Annotated in this window: 19 protein-coding genes and 1 pseudogene; 14 read left to right on the top strand and 6 right to left on the bottom strand. The window is 55.2% G+C overall.

Translation table 11 applies throughout. From position 1 onward, the window contains the following. Positions 1 to 24: 24 nt before the first annotated feature. The 4 genes from B4V04_RS04710 to B4V04_RS04695 are packed head-to-tail and all read left to right on the top strand — an operon-like array spanning position 25 to position 5,033. A complete protein-coding gene (locus B4V04_RS04710) occupies positions 25 to 801 on the top strand; it encodes a hypothetical protein (RefSeq protein ID WP_498229592.1) in 777 nt (258 codons plus the stop codon). After that, positions 798 to 1,934 carry a TrbL/VirB6 family protein gene (locus tag B4V04_RS04705; protein WP_498229590.1) on the top strand — a complete coding sequence of 379 codons (1,137 nt, stop codon included), beginning with the start codon at positions 798 to 800 and terminating at the stop codon, positions 1,932 to 1,934. Before B4V04_RS04710 ends, B4V04_RS04705 begins: the two co-directional genes overlap by 4 nt. Beyond that, entirely contained in the window at positions 1,931 to 3,025 is a 1,095-nt protein-coding gene (locus tag B4V04_RS04700) for a TraC-like domain-containing protein (RefSeq protein ID WP_498229588.1), read from the top strand. The genes B4V04_RS04705 and B4V04_RS04700 overlap by 4 nt, the downstream gene beginning before the upstream one ends. Beyond that, positions 3,018 to 5,033 (top strand): VirB4 family type IV secretion system protein, encoded by a 2,016-nt coding sequence (locus B4V04_RS04695; protein ID WP_498229586.1) that lies wholly within the window; start codon positions 3,018 to 3,020, stop codon positions 5,031 to 5,033. Before B4V04_RS04700 ends, B4V04_RS04695 begins: the two co-directional genes overlap by 8 nt. 277 nt (positions 5,034 to 5,310) lie before the next feature. Here the strand turns inward: B4V04_RS04695 and B4V04_RS04690 are convergent, their stop codons facing one another. Next, a complete protein-coding gene (locus tag B4V04_RS04690; RefSeq protein WP_498229584.1) occupies positions 5,311 to 5,814 on the bottom strand; it encodes a hypothetical protein in 504 nt (167 codons plus the stop codon). Between the two features lie 587 nt (positions 5,815 to 6,401). After that, positions 6,402 to 6,677, bottom strand: coding sequence for a hypothetical protein (locus tag B4V04_RS04685; protein ID WP_498229583.1), 276 nt, complete (start codon positions 6,675 to 6,677; stop codon positions 6,402 to 6,404). Between the two features lie 161 nt (positions 6,678 to 6,838). Here B4V04_RS04685 and B4V04_RS04680 point away from each other — a divergent pair, with 161 nt between their 5' ends. Then, positions 6,839 to 7,555 carry a hypothetical protein gene (locus B4V04_RS04680; RefSeq protein WP_498229582.1) on the top strand — a complete coding sequence of 239 codons (717 nt, stop codon included), beginning with the start codon at positions 6,839 to 6,841 and terminating at the stop codon, positions 7,553 to 7,555. A gap of 15 nt (positions 7,556 to 7,570) precedes the next feature. Here the strand turns inward: B4V04_RS04680 and B4V04_RS04675 are convergent, their stop codons facing one another. Further along, positions 7,571 to 8,221, bottom strand: a complete 651-nt coding sequence (locus tag B4V04_RS04675; RefSeq protein ID WP_498229580.1) for a DUF8164 family protein — start codon at positions 8,219 to 8,221, stop codon at positions 7,571 to 7,573. Positions 8,222 to 8,781: 560 nt separating this feature from the next. Here B4V04_RS04675 and B4V04_RS04670 point away from each other — a divergent pair. Beyond that, complete coding sequence (locus B4V04_RS04670; RefSeq protein ID WP_498229578.1) at positions 8,782 to 10,185, top strand: sugar transferase; 1,404 nt, start codon at positions 8,782 to 8,784, stop codon at positions 10,183 to 10,185. A gap of 156 nt (positions 10,186 to 10,341) precedes the next feature. Here the strand turns inward: B4V04_RS04670 and B4V04_RS04665 are convergent, their stop codons facing one another. Beyond that, a complete protein-coding gene (locus B4V04_RS04665; protein ID WP_498229576.1) occupies positions 10,342 to 10,941 on the bottom strand; it encodes a sugar phosphate nucleotidyltransferase in 600 nt (199 codons plus the stop codon). A gap of 225 nt (positions 10,942 to 11,166) precedes the next feature. On the opposite strand from B4V04_RS04665, the gene B4V04_RS04660 reads away from it, so the two are divergent. Next, a complete protein-coding gene (locus B4V04_RS04660; protein ID WP_498229574.1) occupies positions 11,167 to 12,402 on the top strand; it encodes an RNA-guided endonuclease TnpB family protein in 1,236 nt (411 codons plus the stop codon). 299 nt (positions 12,403 to 12,701) lie between these two features. Continuing rightward, on the top strand, positions 12,702 to 13,814 hold the full coding sequence (locus B4V04_RS04655) for a glycosyltransferase family 4 protein (RefSeq protein ID WP_498229572.1): 1,113 nt from the start codon (positions 12,702 to 12,704) through the stop codon (positions 13,812 to 13,814). Between the two features lie 167 nt (positions 13,815 to 13,981). Here the strand turns inward: B4V04_RS04655 and B4V04_RS04650 are convergent, their stop codons facing one another. After that, the gene (locus tag B4V04_RS04650; protein ID WP_498229570.1) at positions 13,982 to 15,229 is read right to left on the bottom strand and encodes a hypothetical protein; all 1,248 of its coding nucleotides are present in this window, start codon (positions 15,227 to 15,229) and stop codon (positions 13,982 to 13,984) included. A gap of 131 nt (positions 15,230 to 15,360) precedes the next feature. Here B4V04_RS04650 and B4V04_RS04645 point away from each other — a divergent pair, with 131 nt between their 5' ends. The 5 genes and pseudogenes from B4V04_RS04645 to B4V04_RS04625 all read left to right on the top strand — a co-directional run bounded on the left by B4V04_RS04645 (position 15,361) and on the right by B4V04_RS04625 (position 20,970). Next, positions 15,361 to 16,758 (top strand): phenylacetate--CoA ligase family protein, encoded by a 1,398-nt coding sequence (locus tag B4V04_RS04645; protein WP_498229568.1) that lies wholly within the window; start codon positions 15,361 to 15,363, stop codon positions 16,756 to 16,758. A 48-nt stretch (positions 16,759 to 16,806) separates the two neighbouring features. Continuing rightward, positions 16,807 to 17,904, top strand: coding sequence for a glycosyltransferase family 4 protein (locus B4V04_RS04640; RefSeq protein ID WP_498229566.1), 1,098 nt, complete (start codon positions 16,807 to 16,809; stop codon positions 17,902 to 17,904). Positions 17,905 to 17,925: 21 nt separating this feature from the next. Next, the gene (locus B4V04_RS04635; RefSeq protein ID WP_498229564.1) at positions 17,926 to 18,930 is read left to right on the top strand and encodes a glycosyltransferase family 2 protein; all 1,005 of its coding nucleotides are present in this window, start codon (positions 17,926 to 17,928) and stop codon (positions 18,928 to 18,930) included. A gap of 134 nt (positions 18,931 to 19,064) precedes the next feature. Continuing rightward, positions 19,065 to 19,719 (top strand): annotated as a pseudogene (locus B4V04_RS04630) (IS6 family transposase). A 504-nt stretch (positions 19,720 to 20,223) separates the two neighbouring features. Next, on the top strand, positions 20,224 to 20,970 hold the full coding sequence (locus B4V04_RS04625) for a class I SAM-dependent methyltransferase (protein WP_498229563.1): 747 nt from the start codon (positions 20,224 to 20,226) through the stop codon (positions 20,968 to 20,970). Positions 20,971 to 21,195: 225 nt separating this feature from the next. On the opposite strand, the gene B4V04_RS04620 is transcribed toward B4V04_RS04625, so the two are convergent. Further along, on the bottom strand, positions 21,196 to 22,248 hold the full coding sequence (locus tag B4V04_RS04620; protein ID WP_498229561.1) for a glycosyltransferase family 4 protein: 1,053 nt from the start codon (positions 22,246 to 22,248) through the stop codon (positions 21,196 to 21,198). Between the two features lie 311 nt (positions 22,249 to 22,559). On the opposite strand from B4V04_RS04620, the gene B4V04_RS04615 reads away from it, so the two are divergent. Continuing rightward, positions 22,560 to 24,029, top strand: coding sequence for a glycosyltransferase domain-containing protein (locus B4V04_RS04615; RefSeq protein WP_498229560.1), 1,470 nt, complete (start codon positions 22,560 to 22,562; stop codon positions 24,027 to 24,029). Positions 24,030 to 24,033 lie beyond the last annotated feature (4 nt).

Raw genomic sequence — 24,033 nt, 5'->3', positions numbered from 1 at the left:
CTACCCTCCCCGCGACGTCGCACCGTGCTCACAACGATCGCGACCGGCGGATTCGTTTCTGTCGCCGGCTGTACAACCGGTGAATCGAGTGACCCTGGATCGGGTGCGCTCACAGCCGTCACCGTCGAGGGCACCGAGTTGGCCGTCGAGTATGACGCCGAAACAACTGCCAGCGGGCTGGCCGTGATCGCGCCGTCCGGCGAGGCGTTTGCTGAGCGTGATCTCACGCCCGGCGCCAGTCGGGAGACGATTCCGCTTGGCACGGCGTACCCACCGGGGACCTACATCGTCCAGTTGGTTGATGGTGACAGCGTTGTGGCTGCCGTCGAGCAGTCGCTACGTCCAGATGTCGTCATTCGAGAGTTGAAACTCGCTCGGAACCATCCCGATGAGATGTATGAGGGGGCTGCTAGTCTCACGATCACTGGTGAAGTAATTGTGGATGTCGAGAATGTGGGAACGGGGCCCGAGAAACTCACCAAACTCCAGTTTAATGGTGATGTTCCACAACCGACCTCAGATGAGCTTTCTGAAAGTGGGATCGCAGCGGTCGAGAAACCTGTCACATATACAGAGCCAGTTCTTGGTTCGGGAGAGCGACGAACCGTTTATTCCAGAACACTACCGTTCGGGCCGAGAAGTGAACAGATTAATTGTACTCCTGATGGAACAAGCGGCCGATTTGAGGTCAGTTTAACAGGGAATGTTGGTGGAAAACTGGCTGAGAAAGAGTACAATGTGACTTACCAAGGTGAGAATCTTTCTGAGTGTCAGATCACAATAGAGAGGGTTGACACATGAGTGGGATTTCTCTTACTGATGTTGGATTTCAGTGGTTTTTGGATATTCTGAATCAAATCGTCGAGTGGTTTACTGAAGGAATTCGAGAAGGATACCGTGAGCTTACTGAGGCACTCTTTGGTACACCAGTCCCTGAGACCACGAACGGACTCCCAGTAGGAGAGCCCCAGAGTCAACCGTGGACACAATTGTTTGATGCGCTTGTTGCCGGGGAAATAACGCTGATCGCATTTTTGATTCTCCTCATATGTGTCCAAGGGAGGCATACGCTCCGAATTTTCAACCTCAGCGATCCAATTCGTGATCGTCGTGTACGTCGTTCGGCTTGGACGGGAGGGCTACTGATCGCGATCTGGTATTGGGTCGCTGTCACTCTGTTGTACCTTGTCGATGGGTTCACCATTGCCCTCGTGCCGTCAATCGATGCAGTAGCAACACCACTAACCAATTTTTTCAATCTAACACTATCGAACCCCCTCCTTGCACTTCTACTAAGCTTCGTCGGAGCCGTCGCGATGTGGACGCTTCAGGCGCTGTTATACCTGCGTGAACTCCTTCTCTACGTGTTTGTGTACGTCATGCCGATCGCGATTGCGGTTGCGTACGGCGGGCTGCCCGTTATCTCAGGGATTGCTACCCGTGTGGCGGTCAAATTCATCCCACTCGCAGTGATGCCGCTCCCGGTGGCGTTGCTGTTCCGGGGGTACGATCTTCTTATTGGCAGCAGTGCGGGGATGATGACACCCGAAAAGGCGTTCTTCGGGTATCTCATCGCGGTGTCGCTGCCAGTTGTGAGCGTGTGGGTCATCTGGAAGCTGTTCGCGTACACAACACCGCGACTCGTGCGCACAGTAGGCCGGATGACGGGACTGACCGTCACCGCAGGCGCCGTTGCTGGCGCTGCGGCGGTCGCCGGCCCGTGGGCTGGCGCCACGGCGGCCCGCTGGGGGACAAAAGCGGCTGTGGGCCACACCGTCGCCCAGCGGGTTGCCCGGAACGATTCACAGACGGACTCGAGTCCCGACTCAAGCGGTGAATCCACCTCGACGGCGACGACGGCTGCGCCCAGAGTGCGCAGTCACGAGGGTGGGTGGGCGTCGTACCGCCGCACCGAAAACGAACCCAGACCATGAGCAGTGACACAGACACTCCCGCGACGCGGCGCGTGATGCGCTCACTGGATGCCGACCGTCGGCTCCCAATCGTCGGCGTGTACGAACGCGACCTGTACGTGCTGTTGAGTTTTCCCATTGCGGGGCTCGTGGCTGGGGCGGCGCTTGGCGTCGAACCGCTCGTGTTCCCGCTGGTGTGTGTTGGCTTCGCGATTGGAGTGGCCGTCGTGTACGCAGCCCCCAGACAGCTCCCGGCGAGTACGTGGCTCCACGATATGGGGCGCTTCTATCTGCGCCGGCCGCGGATTACGCTCCATGAAGCGGTGGCTGCCGCGTCGACACCGGATCCAGACGATTCGACGACTGTCCCACAGCCGTTCGTCGTCGATGAGCACACCCAGGAGCTGACCGCGCTCAAGCGGGCGTGGCCCGGCCACGGCGCCGTCGAACGCACGGACGGGCGGATGGAGGCGTTCATCGAGCTGACGCCGGGTAACATGGATTTCGCGATGGTTGACGACTGGGCTACACGCCAGGCAGCTGGGGAGGCGTTCGCGAATCAGGAGCTCACCTTCGAACTGACGCTGTACACCACAACGGATCCGTATCCGGCGGCGACACTCGTCGAGCAACTCGACGCACGCCTCGCCGATCCGGCGGTCCATACTAACGAATCACTGCGGGCGCTGATCGCCGCCTATCGTGACCAGCGGCCGGCCGAGCTGGCGGAGACCCAGCAGGTACGGTACGTTCTGGGTGTGTCAGTGGCGCCGTTCGAGGTGTACGAACGGCATCCCGAGGAGCGGACGCCGGCCGAGCGGCTCACACTGCTCCCGGTCGTGGGGATACTGGCGACGCCGTTTGTGACGCGTCGTGACCGGCTGACGGAGGCGGAGCTGCGCGGCGCGCAGCTCGCGAAGCTGCGCGAGCGGCTGCGCACGGTCGAAACGGAGTTCGTCGCCAAAACCAGTGACTGTACAGCCCGGCGGCTGTCGACGGCTGAAATCGTGGGGCTGGCCACGCAGTTTTGGAACGGGACCGACCTTGATGCGGCGCCCGTGGCCGACCGGGCCGGTGTGGATCATCAACCGCGGGGTGAGTCCAATGATTGAGTCGCTGCTTGTGGTGGTCAGTGGCGTCGAGTCGCTCTCGCCATCGACGCTCGTCGGCGGACTCATGGCCGGTGGAAGCATCCTGGTGATCGGCCTCCTGCTTGGCGTGTGGCTGCAGGCGCGTCAGCCCACACATGATCCAGACGTGGATCTGTCGGCATACGTCGAGCCACCCGACTCAGCCCCGCAGCTGGACGCGGAGGTGGCCCCACCCCGCGAACGCCAGCAGGACGCGGTGGCGCCGGCGGCCGTCGAGTGGGAGAGCCGACGCGCGCGGGTTGGCGATGAGTGGACGACCACGCTGTATATCGCCGATTGGCCGGATTATCCGAGTGACGGATATCTCAGCGAGCTGTTCACGCTGACCGACGTCCGGTTTCACGTCACCGCCCACATCCGGCCCCGCGATCAGGAACGAGCGCTCGACCAGCTGCAGGCGACCGCGGACGATCTGAAGGTGGATGCAGATCTCGAATCGAGCGTTCGGAGCACGTATCTCCAAGATCGGGCGAGTGAGGCGGCCGCAATGTATCGCGCTGTCGAGGCGGGCGCCCGGGTGTTCTCACAGGGGCTGTTTGTGACGGTGCGAGCAGCCGATCGGGAGACGCTCGATCAGGATGTGCGCCGCGTGAAACGGACGCTCCGCGAGCAGCCGGCGGAGCTCGCGCCGAAGACCGCGATCTGTGCCCAAGGTCGGGCGCTGCGGAGTGCATCGCCGCTCGGCGGGGTGGAGCTTGACCGGACCACGACGTGTGTGAGCGGCGCGGTGGGCGCGCTGTTGGCGTCCCCACACCGGCCCACCCTCTTGGAGCCCGATGGGGTTGAACTGGGTGTGCACCGCCATACGGACACGCCGGTGGTGGTCGATCCGTTCGCGCGTGAGAACGGGTACGCGACGTTTACGGTGGGGGATCCGGGCTCCGGCAAGAGTTTCAGCGCCAAACAGCGGTTCATCCGGTCGGTGGCTCACCATGAGGACCGGATCGGCGTCATCCTCGAACCGCTCAACGACTGGGCTGGTGTCGCAGAGGCGGTGGACGCTCGGCGGATTACCGTTGGTGGCACCCTCGGGATCAATCCCTTAGAGATCACGCCGATGCCAGATCACGTGCGCGATAAGTTGGGCGCTGATGCGAGTCCCTTTACCGAAAAGAAAGAGCGGGTGTTGAGCTTTCTCGCGAACTTCTTTGCGCACCGCGGGATTACACTCGGGGATCGGCGGACGACTCTCGAGGTGGCCGTCGAGATGGCGTATCACGAGGCCGGGATTACAGAGGACGTGACAACCCACGACAAGGCGAGTCCAACCCTCCGCGACGTGATCGACGTTCTCGAGGGGATTGTGGATGATCCCAGTGAGTACACCTTGCGTACCGACGCTGAGGCCGAAAAGCTACAGGCGGACGCGACGTGGCTCATCGACCAGCTGCGGCCGTTTGCGCCGGATGGGCAGTTCGCACATCTGGGGCGGGCGAGTGAGGTCGACTTTCAGGCAACGGATCTCATCTATTTGGATCTCGCTCAGCAGGAGGGGCGGGTTGGCGGACGGACGAGTCTGGTGATGCAGTTGCTTATCTCCTTAGTGTACGAGCGGGCGAAACAGACTGAGAAGGAGGTCGTGTTCGTGATTGATGAGGCGCGGTACGTGTTGCGGGACGCCGAGAATCTCGCCTTTCTCGAGACGATTTTTCGGCACCACCGCCACCATGATCTGTCGATCCAGTTGGTCACCCAGACGGTCGATGAGTTCTTCGAGCGGCCCGAAGCCGAGATGATTCTCGATCAGTGTGCGATCAAGCAGTTCCACCGGTTGGATGGGATGGATGAGGAGTGGGCCGCGGAGTTCGGGCTGAATCACGCCCAGAAACGATTTGTGCAAGAGGCCGTACCAGGGAACGAGGAGTTGGGGTATGCGGAGGCCCTCGTCGGCGTGGACGGGGAGTGGCGCGGGATTGAGGTGCGGGCGTTAGACGCTGAAACAGCGGTGATCGAGGGTGAGCGGTCTTGATCATCGTGGGTTCACCTCCAGTGGAGAATCCCGCAGCTGGTACCGTGGGAGGATGACAGAACAGCGGCCACATACTCTACCTATCACCGCCGCTTCTGTAGCGACGAGGGGACTCGAGGGACTGTCGTGCCAGAGCCGATCACCTCCGATGACCGAATGGCCCTCGCTGTCGTCCACGGCCTCAGCTACGCGGGGGTGCTGGCGTCTCTCGCTACCTGCTGGACTGGGTCTCGGCGAACGGTCGAATCCTCCACGTCTCAAAGCCGTGTGACCGTGGCTACTGATTGTACCACTCGCTGAGCAACACCTGCTCAGTTTGGCGGAGCTGCTCGACCGACGGCGAGTTCTCGTTGACCGTACATGCAACTGGCTCGCCGTCAGAGCGCTCACAGGCGATCACATCGTGCCGCTCGAGTTGCGCGAGCGTGCGCTCTAGGGCGGCGTCATCTTCGACCCCGCTGAGCTGCCTGAGATCATCGACCTCAAGCGCCGTCTGTGGCTCGCTGAGGAACGTCGCAACCAGTTTGGCCTCCGGGTGATCGCCAAACACCCAGGTGAGCGGCGTGTCCTCAGCATACGCCTCCCGCTGTGGCCGCTCACCACCCTCTCGGGTGCCACCGATATCGTTCGGCGCGAACCGCTCGGTGAGTGTGGCGCGGATCTGTCGCGCCCTGTCCACAGGCAGACGATCGCTCAACTGCGTCCGCTTGTCGATCCGCGACGTGATCGTTGCTGGCGTCGGCAGCACGGCCGTCGGATTGTCGATGAAGTTGGGGAACATGTGTGAGTGCCCGTCGCGAAGCCGTCTCCTGTCGTGTGGCTTGTGTCAGGGGTGATGACCCTGTATGGGGGTGTGGTGTTCGTCCGGCGAGCCAGCACGTGAGACGACTCACACGCGGCATATTGGTGGGTGGGGGCAAAAGTCTTGTCCTGATTAGATGCGTGTGTGTATACTCTCAAAACACTTTTGTCGCTAGGCATGTTATCGACTGTCAACCACGGTGAGTGATTATCCCCGACATTTCCCACCATCCGTTCGACACCGAGGAGGATGCTCGCCTTGCAGGGCAGATCGTGTACAAGCTCCTTCGCAAGCGCGTGTTGGGGAGTCACAAAAAACAGATCACCACTGTTGCAGGCTGGTTTCCGACTCACAAACAGGGCCGGGTGAAAACACTCCTTGAGACGATGGCTCGACAGCCAGGCGTTCCCGTGACGACGTATGGTGGCGGCCACCGGAACAACGTCCAGTTAGTCGCCTTTGAGCCAGCGATGCAGTTTGCTGACCGCTGTGGGGCAGACACACAGTGGATTCCGGATCGGTGATCAGTTCGGGGATCGCCGTGGCTGGTCGGCTCGCGACCGGTCTCAAAATTCGACGATAGGGTTGTTGAAGTATGCCGCTGTCACCCAGATCTCATCGTGTCTGACCGTGCCGTCGACTGGCGGGCTCTGCTGGATCAATTGTTTCAGAATCCGTTTGAGCCGCCGTGGTGTGGGGGGTGCGGCAAGATACGACCGAATCTGGCCGCGCGTCGCTGGGTCGTGTCTGTCGTGGCCTTTCATTCCGAGTTTTCGGATGATTTTCTTTGCCAACTGCGTATCATCGTCATCGGAAAAGAGCGTCTCTGGAACGTGAGCCATCGCTGGACTGTCAGTACGTGTTGTCGACGCATACATTAGTTTTTTTCTAAGAGGTAAGCGTCTCACAACATACATTGAGCGTGTTCGCGTCTGCTGTACTGGAAACTATTAAGTGAGTGGCAGCAGTTGCTCGGTGTAACTCGCGCGGACACACATCTCTCATGGCCCATGACGATCCCCATTCGACGGTTGCACCGATTGCTGAGCTAGACGGGACGTATGCTGAGGACACGCCACTCACGTGGGTGTTTGGTGCCCACCCAGAAGTGAAGGTGCTCGCTGGGTTTCTCAGTGAACCAGATACGCTCCTTGATAAAACGGGCATTGCTGATCTTGCGGGTGTCTCACGACCCGCTGTACCGTCCTACTTGGAGTCGATGGTTGACTGTGGTGTGATCGAGGTCGCTGCACGGTCGGGCAAACGTGATTTGTACCGGCTTGGTGAGACGGAGGCTGTCGGGCTCCTGCGGGAACTTGAGGGGCGACTCCTCTCGCGTGCCTACGAGACACCCGGTGCGTTGCCAACGGGAGATGTCCAGCCCCAGCCGCCTGCTGACAGAGAGATCATTGAGCCATACGCCGACGACACCCCGCTCACGTGGATCTTTGGCGATCATCCGGAAGCCAAGCTGGTTGCGGCGCTACTCAGCGAGCCCGACCACGCGCTTAGCATCCAAGACTGGGCGACGGTTGCTGGGCTGAGTCGTGGCGCGGTGAATAACCATCGCGACCAGCTCATTGCACATGGTATTGCCGAGGATGCCGGATCCAGTGGCCGGAAGCATCTGTACCAGCTTGCCGATACGGAGGTGACTGAGCAGTTGGCGACGCTTGAAGCCCAGCTCCTCCGTGACTGGTACGAGCTACAGGAGGCGTGACACGCCGGCAAGCGATCATATGAGTCCGGCATTCAGCAGGGCAGCGACTGCTGTCACAACCAACGAGAGCAGTGCCAGAATAGCCGCCGCGTACCGGGCGATTGTGATCCCCCGGTTGTGCTGTTCGCGGTAGTTGCGGACGTGGACTGGAACCTTGTGTGCGTCCTGTTTGATCTCGCCCGTGCCGGTCTCATATGAGAGCACCATCTGGAGGCTGTACTCGCCTGGCGCCACGGACTCGTTTGTCGGGACGGTGTACGTGATCGGTGGCTTGCTGTTGTGTGTCTGTTCGAGATAGCCGGCACCAAAAGGGAGCGTCAGTTCGCGATTCGTGGCTGGTGCGTCGAACAGCGCGGGTGCCAGTGGGAAATGACAGCCGTTCTGGACGAGTGCATTTGCGGTCGTGTACTCGCTTTCTTCAGCGGCCCTGCCGGTGACGACGCCCTCATCGGGGTCATACTCTGCGTGGGTGAGTGGCGCAAGACTTGCTTCGATCGTTCCGAAATCGGAGACGAGATCTGGGTGTGAATGGACGACAAAGAGTTGTGCTGCCCTGATATCGCCGCTCCCGACAATGTATACATCGATCTCGATGTCCTCAGTCGGATCGATGCGGGGCTGTTTGAGGAGTGGGACGAGCGAGTACGTACCATCCCGTGTTGCCATGCCACTCTGTTACTGGGTCGAGGTATATATGCTTCCTAACTGAGGGCATCTCAGTCCTACCCGAGGGAACACCACTGGTGGTCTACGGAATTAGGCCTGGTTGGAGACTGAGCCACGCCACTGAGGAGCGCTCACCCGATTCACCCGCCTGAATGCATACAAGGCCAAGAACACGGGTTTCTCGTTGCCCCCGTGGATGAGGCGACCATCAGAAAACGTGTACGTGTTGTGGGACGATTTTAGCCGCTTGCTACGTGGTGCGTCGCCTATCCGTCTGCGAAATCGTCTGCACTGATGACGCTGCGATCGGCAACAGCACCAGCGAGGACAAACACAGAAATGAGGCCAAGCACAGTGCCGGAAACACAGGACGTCAACTCCAATCAGCTCCAGGCATTGTGGATCGGTTTGTGGGTACCGGTTGCTGCGTCACCGATTGGATTCGCTGTCGTCGGCGTACGGACCTGTCGACTACTGCCATGGTCCGTGTTTCTGATGCCCCACGCTGCTGTCCGCGACATCACAGTCCATTTATATATTGTCGGTCTAACCTACGGCTAATGCTCTCCGGGTGGCAGTACCGGCTGCGCAGCGTCGGCGGTGTTGCAGTCATCACTGCCCTCGCTGTTGCGGTCGCAAACAGCGTTGCTGTCCATGCGGTTCTCACCCGGCTTCCAGTCGTTGGGCGGCTCGCGGCGGATGCCCCGATGGGGGCCGAGCTTGTCTTTGAGATGGCAACGGCCGTAGTCATCGTCACTGCGGCGTTTCTTCCGCTGTATAAGCCTCGGCCGCGACGCATTCTCGATACAGTTGCGCTCACCCAAAAGCGGGTGATGGTTGCAATGGTGACGCTCGCTGCGATCGGGTATTTTGATTATACGTATCGGCTGCCGCGGACGACGCTCATCGCGATCACGCCGGTGTTGCTCGTCATGTTGCCCGCGTGGTTCGTGTGGATTCGCCGGCGGCCAAATGGTGACTCCAAGCGGGCGATCATCGTCGGGGATGATCCGGCTGCGATTGAGGAGCTCGCGGCTGATATCGATATCCCGCTTATGGGGTATCTCTGCCCCACAAGTGCGTTCATGGCCGATGTATCGTCGAGGCCGGTAGCCGCTGTTGCAGACGGTGGGGTCCAGCTTGGTGGGGTTGACCGACTGGGTGGGCTCTCTCGGATCGAGGATGTGCTGGTCGAGTATGATATCGATACAGCTGTCTTAGCGTTCGAGCACACAGATCGAGCCGAGTTCTTCGGTGCGCTCGATGCCTGTTACGAGCACGGCGTTGATGTCCTTGTCCACCGCGATCACGCAGATCGGGTGTTGACTGCTGACGATGACGTCGGAGCGCTCGTCAATGTTGACCTCGAGCCATGGGACATCCAAGATCACATTCTCAAGCGCGGGTTTGACGTGGTGTTTGCGGTAGTTGGGCTGGTTGTGTTGAGTCCCGCCATCTGTGGAATTGCGGTGGCGATCAAACTCGACGATGGTGGGCCAATTTTGTATAGCCAAGAGCGGACTGCGGTGTTCGGCGAGACGTTCGACGTGTTCAAATTCCGGTCGATGGTTCCCGCGGGAGAATCTATCGAGCCGGTTGATGATGAAGTGAACGACCGGATTACCCGCGTCGGGCGTGTGCTACGCCCGACGCATCTCGACGAGATTCCACAGCTGTGGTCGATCCTCATTGGCGACATGAGCGTCGTCGGACCGCGGGCCGTATGGACAGAAGAGGAGTCGCTGTTGGAGGCTCAAGAGCGGTCCTGGCGCAAGCGGTGGTTCGTCAAACCAGGACTGACTGGTCTCGCGCAGGTGAACGATGCAAAAAGCACGGATCCAGAAGAGAAGCTCAGGTTCGATCTTCAGTATGTCAAACAGCAGTCGTTCATCTACGATCTGAAGCTTGTCGTTCGACAGATTTGGAAGGTCGGCCTTGATGTGATGGTGACAATTCGCAGGTAACCGTCGTTGGGCGATCCCGCAGAAAATTCAGGGTAGCTTGAAATCTGAGATTGGTTTTATGTGTTTCCTTGACTTCATGCGAGAGTGCCGATATCCTGCTACAAAACACTTGACGCGGAGTAATGAGACCACCTTCTCACCGGGATAATCCTGAAATCAATCGTCAGATTTGACGGACTCGTTTGCACTCTGCTCTGCCTCGCTCTCAGCACCCTCAGTGAGACGTCGTTCAGCCTCATCACGGTCTTCAGGATAGCCGACGTCGATTCGCCAGCCGTCAAGCCCGATGGCGTCAATTGTCCGCCCCGACTGGATGAGCAGATCTATCGCGTCGGAGATCTCGTACTCGTCGCGGTTCGACGGCTGGACGAGGTGGCACGCGTGGAAGATGACGGGTGAGAACGTATAGAAGCCGGTCATCACCAGATTACTTGGCGGGTCCTCCGGCTTCTCGACGACGTCCATGATCTCGCCGTACTGGTTCGTGTCACAGACTCCATAACGGGATGCCTCTTCCCACGGAACCTCCTCGACGAGGAAGGCGGCGTCAGCGCGGTCCTCGCGCTGGCGGCGGACAACGTCCTGTAGGTTCGCCTGGAAGATATTGTCGCCGAGGATGAGCATGAAGTCGTCGTCGATGTGCTCTTCGACGGAGAGGAGGGCGTGGGCGAGCCCTTTCCGCTCGCGCTGGTGGGTGTAGGTGATCAGGACGCCCTCGTACGCGTCGCCGTAGTGATCGATTATCTGCTCTTTCATATCTCAAACTGAGGGGCTGGAACTAACTACCCACTACTCGGTAGTGGAGTCAGAATCTAACTGTCGTTGCGCGTGAAGTAGCATCCCTCGCCATGTCAGTCCGTGGCGTTTCTTTGTCTCTTTTAGACTCTTGTACTGGTCCTCATCCACCTCAATATTGATATTCTTCACATCCCACAGTTTGTGACCAACAGTGTTAACTTTGACTAACACTATTGTAGTATTGTGTCCGAGACGGTAACAAAGACGCTACAGGCCACGCTCGCAACGCCCACCACGGGTAAAGAGCAACGTCTCCAGCGACTCTTGGACACCTACCGCGAAGCACTCCACGACGCATTCGATAGTGGGGCGAACACAATGTCTGCAGTCAACGACATTGTGACACCCTACGACCTGCCGTACCAAGCCAAAGACGCGCTCAAGTCCTACGTCCCGAAACTCCGTGATACGTACAACACCAAGGAGTTGGACGACGAACATCCGCTTCGACTTGTCAACCGGGCCGCGGAGTTCGACTACTCCGATGAGCGCGAACACGGCTTCGTCTGGCAGGTTTCGCAACCCGGACGCGGGACGAACTTCTGGATTCCACTCCGTATCAATCCCGAACAGGAATCTCTGTGGTTCGACCTGCTCACCGAGGACGTAGACCCCGGAGAGTTGCGGCTACAGCGACACCGAACCTCGTGGGAATTACACGTTACTGTCAAATATTCTGTCGAAGAATCGACCAGCTCGGACGATCCGACGTACATCGGATTTGACGTGGGTGAGAGCGCGTTGATCACGGGCTGTGCCCTCAAACGCGACGTGCCACGGAAGCCGATGCTCGTCAGTGGCAGTCGAGCAAGACAGCTCCGCAAAGAGATGTTCACCACGCTCCGGAGGTTACAGTCGAGAGACGCCGCCGAGTGGCGTGTGGACAAACGATTCGACCACTATCAGAACGCCCTGACCGACATTATCGAGAAAGCGTCTCGACAGGCCGTCGCGTATGCTAACTCCTTCGAAGATCCGGTTATTGTTCTCGAAGATCTATCATACGTCCGTGAGGGGTTGGACTACGGTACGTTCATGAACCGGCGGCTTCACGCATGGGCGTTCGCTCGGCTACAGGATCGAATCGAAGACAAAGCGACCGAGGCAGGAGTTCACGTCGAGTACGTCAACGCGGCGTACACCTCTCAGACGTGCCACGCGTGCGGGCGTCTTGGTCGTCGCGATGAACAAGCTGAGTTTGTGTGTCCACACGACAACTGCCACGTCTCGGAGTTCCAAGCAGACATCAACGCGGCGGCGAATATCGCCGGCCGCGTCGACCCGTGGGGAGAGAGCGTCCGTTGGGAACCCGGACGCGATGACTCGCCACAGGATGGGAGCGCCTGTGACAGCGCCACAGTCCACCGAGAGACGAGTCCGAAACCCGGACAGATGACGCTCTCGGCAGACTCGGACTGAAACCTACAACCCTTCCCCTCGTAGGGGAGATCCCGCCATGTACCGCGGGAAGGATGTCACTCCCTTGGGCTTGTCTCGTGAGAGCAGGCGGGGTCAAGTGCCCTTACCGACCGCGAGCATACCTGTTTCATAGTCTACGTATTCTGTTCCCGCAGTGTAGAGATTCTGTATAATCACGTTTTGCTGGTTATCCTTTTTGTATTCTGAGTCATATTTTCGATTTAGGTATTGGAGAGATAGACGTTTTCTGTGGGTCCGAACCGGTACGTTTGTACCCGGTCGTCGACTACGAGCCGGTAATGCGGATTCTCCGTGCCGCGCCGTGGATCTATCCCGACACGAAGGGCGGCGGGGACTACCACATCCACGCGATGTCGCGAGACCAGGCTGCGATGGGCCACGACGTGACGGTGCTCACGACGCGGGAGGATGAATCGCTGCCACGGATCGAGGAGACGCACGGGTACACGATCGTTCGCGTTTCACCGGGCGCCACGCTACTCGGGAACGACGTCTCGCCCGCGGTGGCGCGGTACCTCTGGCACGCAGATAGCAAGGACTTCGACGTGATACACGCTCACTCGCACTGCTACTTCGTGACAAACCTCGCGGCGCTGAAGCGGCGGCTCGGCGACATTCCGCTGGCGATCACGAACCACGGACTGTACAGTCAGAACGCGCCGGAGCGGCTGTTCTCGCTGTACCTGAAGACGCTCGGGCGGTGGACGTTCAATCAGGCGGACGTGGTGTTCTGTTACACCGACATGGACAAAGAACGCGTGCAGGAGTTGGGCGTGAGCTCGCGGATCGAGGTCGTTCCCAACGGAATCGACACGGAGCGGTTCACGCCGAAAGGCCCCGAGAGCGACCTGATCGATGCCGAGGGGCCGGTCGTGTTGTTCGTCGGACGGTTCGCGGAGGGGAAGCGGCCGTGGCTCGCGGTCGAGGCGTTCGCGGAAGTGCTCGCGGAGTATCCGGACGTGGAGCTGTACCTGTGTGGTGACGGCGCGTTACGAGAGGACCTGGAGGCGCAGGTGGCCGAGTTGGAGATTGGGGAGTCGGTGACGTTCCTCGGGCACGTGCCCTACGACGAGATGCCGACGGTGTATCGGAGCGGGGACGTGTTGGTGTTACCGAGTCGGGCGGAGGGCGTGCCGCGGACAGTGTTGGAGGCGATGGCGAGCGGGTTAGAGATCGTGATGAGCGATCTGGACCAAGTTACGTCGATGCTCGGGGAGCGAGGCCACGTGGTCGCCGATGCTGGGAACGAATCGTTCGCAGACGGACTCTTCGAAGCGATCGAAGATCCCGGTGAGGCGTCCGAACAGATCGCAGCAGACGAGCATCGGTGGGCTGATACCGTTGAGCGCACGACTCGAAGTCTCCAGTCGATCGCTGAGAACAACTCATAAGTAACCGCTCCTCCTGCGAACGCGTAATGGAGTTGAATCCGGTAGAGATCATCAAGAACTCTCTGCTGTATCGCGCCTCGGCACAGGCCGTCGAGTGGGCTGAACAGAGCCTGCTGGTTCGGGCGTTGAACGACGAGCGCTTGTTGGTTGGGCTTCTCGGTCTAGGGTTACTCGCTAGCCTCGTTCGGATACTCTCCTCGGGCCTGCACGTGACTATCCAATTTTTGAGCTTCGCGCTGTTGTTCGTCGTGCTCGCCGCGGTGACGTGGAGCTACACCAAGCCACTCACGAACGAGTAGTTCCCAGCGCGCGATCACGGGTGCGGCGGCGATGACAAGGATAAAATCGAAGATAATCCGATGACGCACCCCAGTTCCGAAGTTTGAGTTGATGGCGCCGTAACCGGTGGTTCCTGCGAAATATACTACGCCAAGCAGAATGGCGGTAGTAGTAACAAAATCTCGATGATAGAGAGAACGGACCGCACCTATGAATATTACGATGGTAATTACTGTTCCAATAAGTGTGAGTCCGTGAAATACCGATTCGACGTGAAGGGGGAACGGAGTGAACTGGAAGTATATCGCTCGTGCCGGTGCCGCCAATAGGAAGTCGAACCATGAACTGTACTCCATTCCTTCGAGGTAGACTGCGCCTCCAGTCGCTCGATATGAGAGTTCCGCATTAACACGTTCAAACGAGTAGAGCAGTTCAGCGAAAAGGCCAAATCCGGCTGCTCCGATAGGAACGAGGATAACAAAGATTAATCGTAGGGATAGATCGATATCGGATATCTGAATCACAGTGACACTGACCGCGGCGAGTATGGCGAGTAATGAAATGAGGGCGAGTTCAGGGCGAACGAGGTAGAGCATACCCCACACCGGAAATGCAAAGAAACCAACTAAAGCATGTGTCTCTGACATAGATTTGACTGTGATTGCTAATAGCAAAAAGAATAGAAACACCGATGTTGAATCTCGCATTGGCAAACTTAACATCAAGAACGAGAGCGGGAGGAACAGGGTCATCGTCGTAACCCCGTCAAGCCGGATTCTCCCGTAGAGTGATGTCGTCATGTACCGAATTGGGACTGGGAGAAGGACAGCTAAGAGCCCGGAAATAATGGCGATGTTCGTCGGGTCATGTCCTAATATTGCGTATACTATTCCTTGGACAGCTGCGAAGGAAGCGACTGTGGAGCCAGCAGGGAGACCACCTGTAGCAACCTGTTGAGCCGCCTGATCGAATTGGCCAAAGTCCCAGGTGTACGGTATAACTGGAATAACTCCAACTGCGACGATTATGTGTCCTAATAGCGCAATTAATCCAAGTTTGAGATACATGCTGTCGTCTGCCAACTGTGCGATATAAACGAAGACAAGAAACGAGAAAATCGTCGCCGCAATAACCATTCTAGCTTAATCTCTGTCGCGATGATTAAAAGGATATCTCTCTGCGGTTTTGGATCCGTTCAACACTACAATTCGGATATCTAGAGAACGAGACACAACGATAATAAGTAGTACTGGCAAACACGAGGTAGATGTCGGTTCAGAACAACTGGTTCTTACAAAAACTCTACAATACGTCTCCGCCGCTGTTACAATCGCTCGCCGTCTCAGTGTTAGGCCTCAATATCCGCCACACGCGGTACAATCAGCGATTCAAGACTTGTAGCAGAGCATATCGTCAACACCAGTGGAAGAGCGCAACAGACTGGCAAGAGGACCAGCTTAACAAGCTTCAAGATATAGCTGTCCACGCAAAACAGACCACGAAACACTACAGCCACATTGACCTTGAACCAGTACGCTCGGCGACGACCCCACGAGAAGCGCTGAAGCACCTCCCGTTCTTGGAGAGTGAAACACTCCGTAAAGAGCCTGAGACGCTTGTCTCTTCAGAAGTCGATACTGATGACCGTATCGCGTTGAGTACGAGTGGGACGACCGGAACGCCGAAAACCACGTACCACGACGAACCATCTCATATCAAGTATTGGGCGGTTATGAATCGGTTCTGGGGATGGGGTGGTTGTCGGTACGGGGACCGACGCGTGTCGTTTACTGGGAACAAGATCGTTCCTGCTGATCAATCGGAAGGCCCGTACGGACGATACGACCGGGCAAACAATCGTCTACTGTTGTCTAGTTACCACTTAGGTGAGAATACTGTTGATGCCTACCTAGACGAGCTCGAGGACTTTGACCCGGACTTCATTGACGGATACCCCTCGTCGATTCGATACTGCGCACAGCGGGCTATCGAGACGGATCGAGACATCGAGATCTCCGCTTGCTTCCCGACAGCCGAGATGCTCCGCGAGGACGACAGATCGCTTATCGAGGAGGGACTCTCAACGAAGGTGTACAATCAGTATGGATCAACCGAAAGCGCTGCGATCGTGACTGAGTGTTCCAGCAGCTCTATGCACGTCAATCCCGAGATCGGGATTATTGAGGTACTGGATGCTGACGGGAAGACCGTCTCTGAAGGTGAGGTCGGTGAGATAGTTCTAACCGCACTAAACAATCGTGCGATGCCTCTAATCCGATATCGGATCGGCGATATGGCCCGTGGGCCGCCGAATTACCAGGAGTGTGATTGTGGGAGAGAGATGCCGATTGTCGACGAGATTATCGGCCGGCAGGACGAGGTCGTCGTCACGAAAGGCGGGCGACGGGTTCCGATGTTGAGTTATAACGTGTTCAAGTACACTGAGAACGTTAGTGAGTCGCGGATTGTTCAGGAGTCTGTCGACGAGTTCGTGTTACAGATCGTTCCGGATGACGGATATACAGACGAGCAAGCGGAAATTGCTATCAAGAAGCTCAAAGATCGTGTCGGCGAGGATATTCACGTTGAGGTCGAAACGCTGGAATCTATTCCACGGACCGATGCTGGAAAGTTCAGAGCAGTGGTCAGTAATGTTTCCGACTGAGAAAGATTAAATAAACAACCCAGATCCCATCGTACATATAAGAAACAAATGACCGAGCTCAATACTAATTCGACGACAGATCAAACGGAACTCGTCTACATCATTAACTCCCTACACGTCGGTGGAGCTGAGATCGGTCTGTGTCGTCTGCTTAATGGATTGGATCCAGCACAATACGATGTTACTGTGGTATCTTTAGGTGGATTCAGTCAGAGTCTAGTCGATGAGTTTCCTGCGTGGGTCCGTATCGTCAATCTCCGAATGCGGTCGGGGATCGGTGTACCGACCATTCGAGAACTGTATTCGATCGTTCGAACAGCCGATGTAATTGTCGGTTCACTTATCCACTCGTCGATGGTCGCTCGAGCAGCGAAGATTGTTAATCCGACTGCGACGATAGCGACCTGGCATCACGCAGATCAGTTCAAGACGGACCTGCGACGGCAGGCGTTCCGCTGGACTGCTCGTCTTAGCGATGTAATTGTCGCTGATTCGGACCCCGTTGCTGAAATGCTGATCTCTGATCTCGGGCTTGACAGAGATCTCGTTTACAGGGTCCCAATTGCAGGGATAAACCTAGAGGAGTACGCTCCCGTCACTCATCAGGGTTCGACGGAAATAACTGTCGGGAGCGTTGGACGATTATCTGAACCAAAAAATTATAAGACTGTACTAGACGTTGCGGAACAAATTCAGGGCTCCAACATACAATTTAAGATCGCAGGTAACGGTGAGTTGTACGGGGAATTACAGGCACAGATCAAAGAACGGGGCCTCATGAATGTATCTCTACTTGGACTCGTAGAGGATATACCGACGTTTCTCACAGATATCGACATTTATTTTCAACCGTCTCTATGGGAGGGTCTCTGTATCACCGTCTTGGAGGCGATGGCTGCCGGACTTCCAGTTGTCGGTAGCAACGTGGGCGGTATTGGCCGAAACGTGGAGGAAGGTGTCTCCGGATTCCTGTACGAGTCTGACGATGTGGACGGATTTGTTTCAGGTATCGAAACGCTCGCACAGGGCCCGGCGCTTAGACAGAAGTTTGGTGAACGCGGACGAGAAATTGTTAAAAAGGACTTTACACAAGAAGTTCTCGTGAAACAGTTCGAAAGAGCGATAGGCGTAGTTCCACTGAAATGAATGGAGTGAACGGTACAACATATGAACAGTGAAGGCGGACCTACCGTTTCTGTTGTCGTCGGGGCATATAACGAAGAGGATGTGATTGCAGATACAATACAGAGTATACTGGGACAGACGTTTGATAACTTTGAGATTGTGGTCGTGGATGACGGATCATCTGATCGGACAGCACAGATTGTAGAGAGCTTTCAGGATTCCCGAGTACGACTTGTCTCCTTCGATCAAAACCAAGGATTACCTAGTGCTCTTAACCGTGGAATTCAGGAGGCCCGTGGTGAGTACATCGCAAGAGCCGATGCAGACGAGCGATCTCTCCCATTTAGGATCCAACGTCAATCAGAGATACTAGACTCTGAGTCAAGCATACAGGCCGTTGCTTGTTGGTATTGTATTATTGGTCAAGATAAGACGCAAATTGTAGATATTGAAATATCAACTGACAGGGATTTCGGAGTAAACGACTTACTTGAAAACGGGCCTGGTGTGGCACACGGATCCATGATGATCCGAAAAGAGGCATTATTAGATGTTAACGGATACAGAGAAGAGTTCCAATTAGCACAAGATTATGACCTCTGGCTGCGAATGGCTGATACATTTGGGAAAGGTTGGCTCCATATCATTCCAGATGTACTGTACGAACGGAATATCAACGCCTACCAGCTACAGAAACGACATCGACAGCGTATTTTTGGCGACGCCGCTCGGGAGAGTGCCAAAATAAGACGAGCTGGGCATAGTGACGAAAAATTACTCAGTAATTTGGACGAACGAGCGGAACGATCTGAGGGGCCAAACTATTCACAGAAAGAGCTAGCAGGAATGTACCACTACCATGTGGGGACACAGTTATTGACTCAGAATAAACGGAGTAGAGCCCGTCAACACTTATTGAAAGCACTTTGGTTTGCGCCGACACGACCGAGGCCCTGGTACAGATTGGGGCTTTCTATATTGCCACCGGAGCACAGAAAGACTATTCAAAATTGGGTGAAGAAACAATTACTATCAACTAGAAATTAAATGTATTACGGTTACTGAAACGTACCTAGTGCGGATATACGGCAATTATCTTGAAATAATTAGTTGCCGGTCAACTTAAGCCAGTTTGAGAAGTGAGCAGTTCGGTGGTTTAGGTGTTCGTTCTCAACCAAGAACTGCTCACTGTGACGCTTGAGACGGCGAATGTTGTATGTTGGGAGCGGACGGCGAACCCCCTGACGGGCGTCGCCGTCCGGCTCCACGCGACTCGTGTTCTCTAGGGGAATCACAAGAGATCCTTCGGCACTTTGGCGTTGAACGGTCTCATCAAGTGATCTTTCAGTGGGTACATCGAGTTGCTGATAGCAGTGGTGACCCGCCGACGGCGAAGCTCTCAAGGGTCGCTGTTGACGAAACTGGTATCAAAGTAAACGGTGGGCTGTCTTGGCTATATGCTGCAATAGATGTCGAGACATTGATTCTTAATGTCCGGCTGTTCGGACGACATGGCACCGATCCAGCGGCTGCGTTCCTCTCTGTTTTCCGTGAGAAACACAATTTCTCCAACGCCACGTTTCTCGTCGATCAGTTCGGCTACCGGACTGCCTCTCTCGATTAAAATTGAACAGTCAGGTTTACTGCATCGACCGAAACCTAATCGAAAAATGGTTTCACATCCTCAAGATGCAAATTGACCGTTTCCATAACTCGTGGGTGGGCAGTCGGACAAGCGTCCGCGAATGGCTTGAGCAGTTCGCACACTATTACAACCATCAACGGCCGCATCAGTCACTTGACGATCGAACGCCAGCTGAGGAGGTGCTAAACTAGACAGTGCCAACCACAGAATGGTGTCAAGATACTATCAAAACTACTTGAGTCGACACATATATACGAAAACCGACAGCGGTATTCAATACAGTTTTTGGATACCGACTGCTCAGTATACTGGTGTTTAAATTGGGGGTAATATGCGCTCCACAACACTGAGAATAGACAATATCGCTGGAAACAGTATTATGACGATCAAGCACTAAGAATATACCTCATTTAGATATCACTTGCCAACAACTAAATTACTTACTAGTTGGTTATAACGCTCTCATCATAAACTGTTAGAAAGCGAGTTGGACAGTCAGTATTGATTATTGAAAAGATATATTTTAAATAATATGCGAATTAAATATACCATCACGCATGGATCCGTGAGTTCCGCAAACTGGTTAGACTGACGCAATTATAATATTGGACAAACACCAAAATGACGATTCAAACACTGTCATCGAATTCTAACAAAACGAAGTGTTTTATAATACGACTGAATATAGATGATTTGTGAAATCGCTGCTCCGTGATGCGGTGAATATCTATCAGTCAGAAGGATCAATTACGCTGTTTTTGAGAAGTATAGATTTTATTTATCGTCGTACTTTTGTGTCTTTTCTTCCGATACGACCAGTACAATATAATGGAATCGACGTTCCAACAGCGCGACTCTTCGATGGAATACTACCTTGGCGTAGCCGTGAGTCTCGACCAAACTACGAATCAGGGCTTATATCGGGAATGGAAGCACATCTCCAACCGGGATCCGATGTGGTTATTGTCGGTGGAGGATGGGGCGTGACTGCAGTTAAGGCAGCCGAGAAGGTTAGCAAGGATGGGTCAGTAACTGTATACGAGGGGTCAGCCAAGGAAGTCGATCAGGTTCGCCGAACGGTCGAAATAAACGGATACTCCGATATCGTTGATGTGAACCATGCGATCGTCGGGACTGCACTGAATCTCCGTGGAGAAAGTGGGGAGGCGGTAGTCGTGAATCCGGAAGATCTCCCACAATGTGACGTTCTTGAGTTGGACTGCGAAGGAAGCGAGATTGAGATACTCGAAGAACTCACAATCCGTCCGGACGTGATCTTGGTAGAAACACATGGACTCTATGATGCGTCAACTGATAAGGTAAAATCTATCTTGTCGAACAGATCGTATTCAGTTGTATCAAATGTGGTCGCTGATGAAGATAGCCGAGATAAATGTATAAAAGACGATATTCGAGTGCTTACTGCGTTGTGTGACGACTGAGCCGAGCAAGTAGTCTCTGATTCCCAGATAGCAGATTACCGGATTATGGACCTGAGTTTGTTGCCGCCCGGAGATATATTCTAATACTAGGATATAGAGGAAAAGTCCCAAATCAATACACCCGGAAAGGGATCATGTTGGAACGCATCCTCGGACTGTACATAGCAGATCTCCGCCCACTAGGATTCCATGATGTTTGCTCTTGACCACATATATCTCATTTAATTATGCGCGGTTTACCGCCTCTCGAAGTATCTTTACCAGCCCGGTTGCGGTGTTCTCCGACCAGAACTCGTATTTTGCTACTGTTTCGACGGATCCTTCTCTCATTAGCGTGATCCGCTCCGGCTCCGTTGCGATCGTGGACAGCACTTTGACCCATTTGTCCGGTTCGTCTGCCAGATATCCGTTCTTCCCGTCTTCGATCAGGTATGTAACGAGTCCAACCGGGGATGCCACCACCGGAATACCAAGCGCGAGGCATTCGACGACGGAAGTAAACCCGCCTTTTGCTCGAGTCCACTCGTTGTCTCTGAGCGGTCTGAGGCCGATGTCTGCTTCGGCCAGATCCGCTAGAGCTGTATCTAGGTTCCATTCGACGTATTCCACGTCCTTCCCTTCTCTATGTTTGAGGGGTCGAACCGGTGTGCTTTTTCCAGTAATAATTCTGAGCTGGACATTGGCGTGTTCCTCCAGTATCCGATCGATCTGTTCCTCGATATCATCGAGATAGTACAGATTTTCCGGGTTTCCGATCCAGCCGAGGAGTATTGATTCCGGGTCGAGAGCCTCCGAGTTGCGATGCTTCTCGTACTTCTCTTGAGGAATACCCGTGTGTAGGCACTCTACGTCGTCGGTATACTGCTGTGCGTATTCTAACAAATCACGACTTCCGGCGATGGTCAGGTCACACTCTCTGATAGCTGCGTTTCTTTGTCGTACTGCCTGTTTGTTTATACTCTTTCCCGGTGGAGCACGGTGAATTGCGTCGTCGAAATCATAGACGAGAGTGGATGAAACAGCCGAGAGAAGCTTCGTAAACCAAACGGGTAACCGAAGCTTCTGTAGATACACGACGTCGTTCCTCATCGCCTTGTAGAGCACACGTGAAGCAAATACTGATTTTTTGTAGATCTCATCGAAGCCACCTTCGAGGTCCGGTACTGCGATCGTCTCGGCCGAGATTCCCTCCCGTTCGAGATGCGGTATGAGTTCGTATACCCGTAAACGAGAGCTGGCCTGTGTCCAATCTCCAGCAGTAACAAATAGAACGTCCATTGTTCAAGCAGTATCGGTGATAGTATATATATCAGCTATGGTCTCGGTCCGTTTTCGAGCGGAGATAATCGAATGGTACGCGACGAACCAGTGGTTTCTGGCACTTGAAAACCGAATCCAAGTATGACGACAAACGAGAGCTGTCTACGAAACTCGTCGACAACTGGCCAGCACCGCCGAATTCGTTTGGACACAAGATGTCTCGGCCGAACGAAGCGAGCCGATCTGACGGGGTTATACGAGACGTTCGCCGTTTTGAACGGTTGAACACACCTCGTGTGATTTTTAACTACCGGTGAACACCTACGGGTATGTCCCTGGACTCCGCTGACTCTAATCTCGTCGTGTATACCGCTATTTTCGGTGATTACGACGTACTCATCGACCCGGAAGTCGTTGAGGTCGGCGTCGATTACGTCTGTTTTACCGACGATGAAACGCTCACGTCCGACGTCTGGGAGATCAGAAATGTAACGCCGATGACCGAGCCGTCTCTCTCTAACCGCCGCATCAAGATCCTCGCTCACGAGTACCTAGAGGAATACGACATCAGCGTCTACATTGACGGAAACATCCAGATATTGGAGCGTGTCGAACCCCTTGTCGAGGATTATCTATCGGCTACAGACTTTGCCCTCTACAAGCATCCGAAGAGAACCAGTGTCTTCGAGGAGGCGGAAGCGTGTATCGAAAAGAACAAAGCCAAGGAAAGTCCCGTCCGCGAACAATTGGAACACTATCGCGACGCGGAATTCCCCGACGATCAAGGTCTCTCCACGAATCGTATCCTCCTCCGTCGCCATCAAAAACCTGAGATTAAGGAGCTGATGTGGTCTTGGTGGCGTGAGGTTTCAGAGCGTGTGAGTCGGGACCAACTGAGTCTGATGTTTGTGTTGTGGAAGCATGACCTCGAATATAATCTGATCCCTCATTCGGTGGAGGATGCTCCTCAATTCGCCATCCATCCGCATCGTCCCGACGGGTATCTCGGATCTGTCTGGCCGTACTGGATGTCGATACGGGCGGATCCCCACCCGGGACTCTTGAAAAATGTCGGGTTTCATTTTGGGAAGGCTCTCTCCGTTTTAAAAAACGAGGGATTCCTTGTGTTGCTGTCGAAACTCACCACGTTGCTCACGAAAAAACTCGCTAAACCGGTTATAGAGGCCCTCCAAGAGATCGGCGATCGACTGGGAGTGATCGGACCTGATCAGATCTACTCCGATGAGTACTACGCGAAACGAAGACAGGACCCGTTTCGCAGTGAATCCCACGAGATCGTAGATGCACTCTTGGAACGGTTCCAGCCCGACAGTGTCATCGACTTCGGATGCGCAATTGGCACGTACTTGGAACGGTTCGAGGAACACGGTGTGACGATCCACGGCGTCGAAGGGAACTCCGCGGCCTTTCGTCACGCCGTAGTACCTGACGACTGTCTAGAACAACACGACCTTCGACAACCGTACGAACCCGACGACTACTACGATCTCGTGTTGAGCGTCGAGGTCGCAGAACACATCCCCGAGAGATATGCCCGAACCTTCGTGAACACGCTCGCTAAATCCGGCGAGGTCGTCGTATTGACTGCTGCTCCTCCCGGACAGGGAGGCACACATCACGTCAACGAGAAACCTCCGGAATACTGGACCCGACTCTTCGATGACCACGGGATGGAGTACGACCGTGAAATCACGGACGAATTGAAAGAAGATATCGCTGTCGACTCCCTATATCACGTTCCCAAGAACATGATGGTGTTTAAAAAGGCGGATATGTGATTCA

The sequence above is a fragment of the Halorubrum sp. B52 genome, assembly GCF_059752555.1.
Note: the sequence above shows the minus strand (reverse complement) of the source record. Positions and strands in the feature narration are given on the sequence as shown.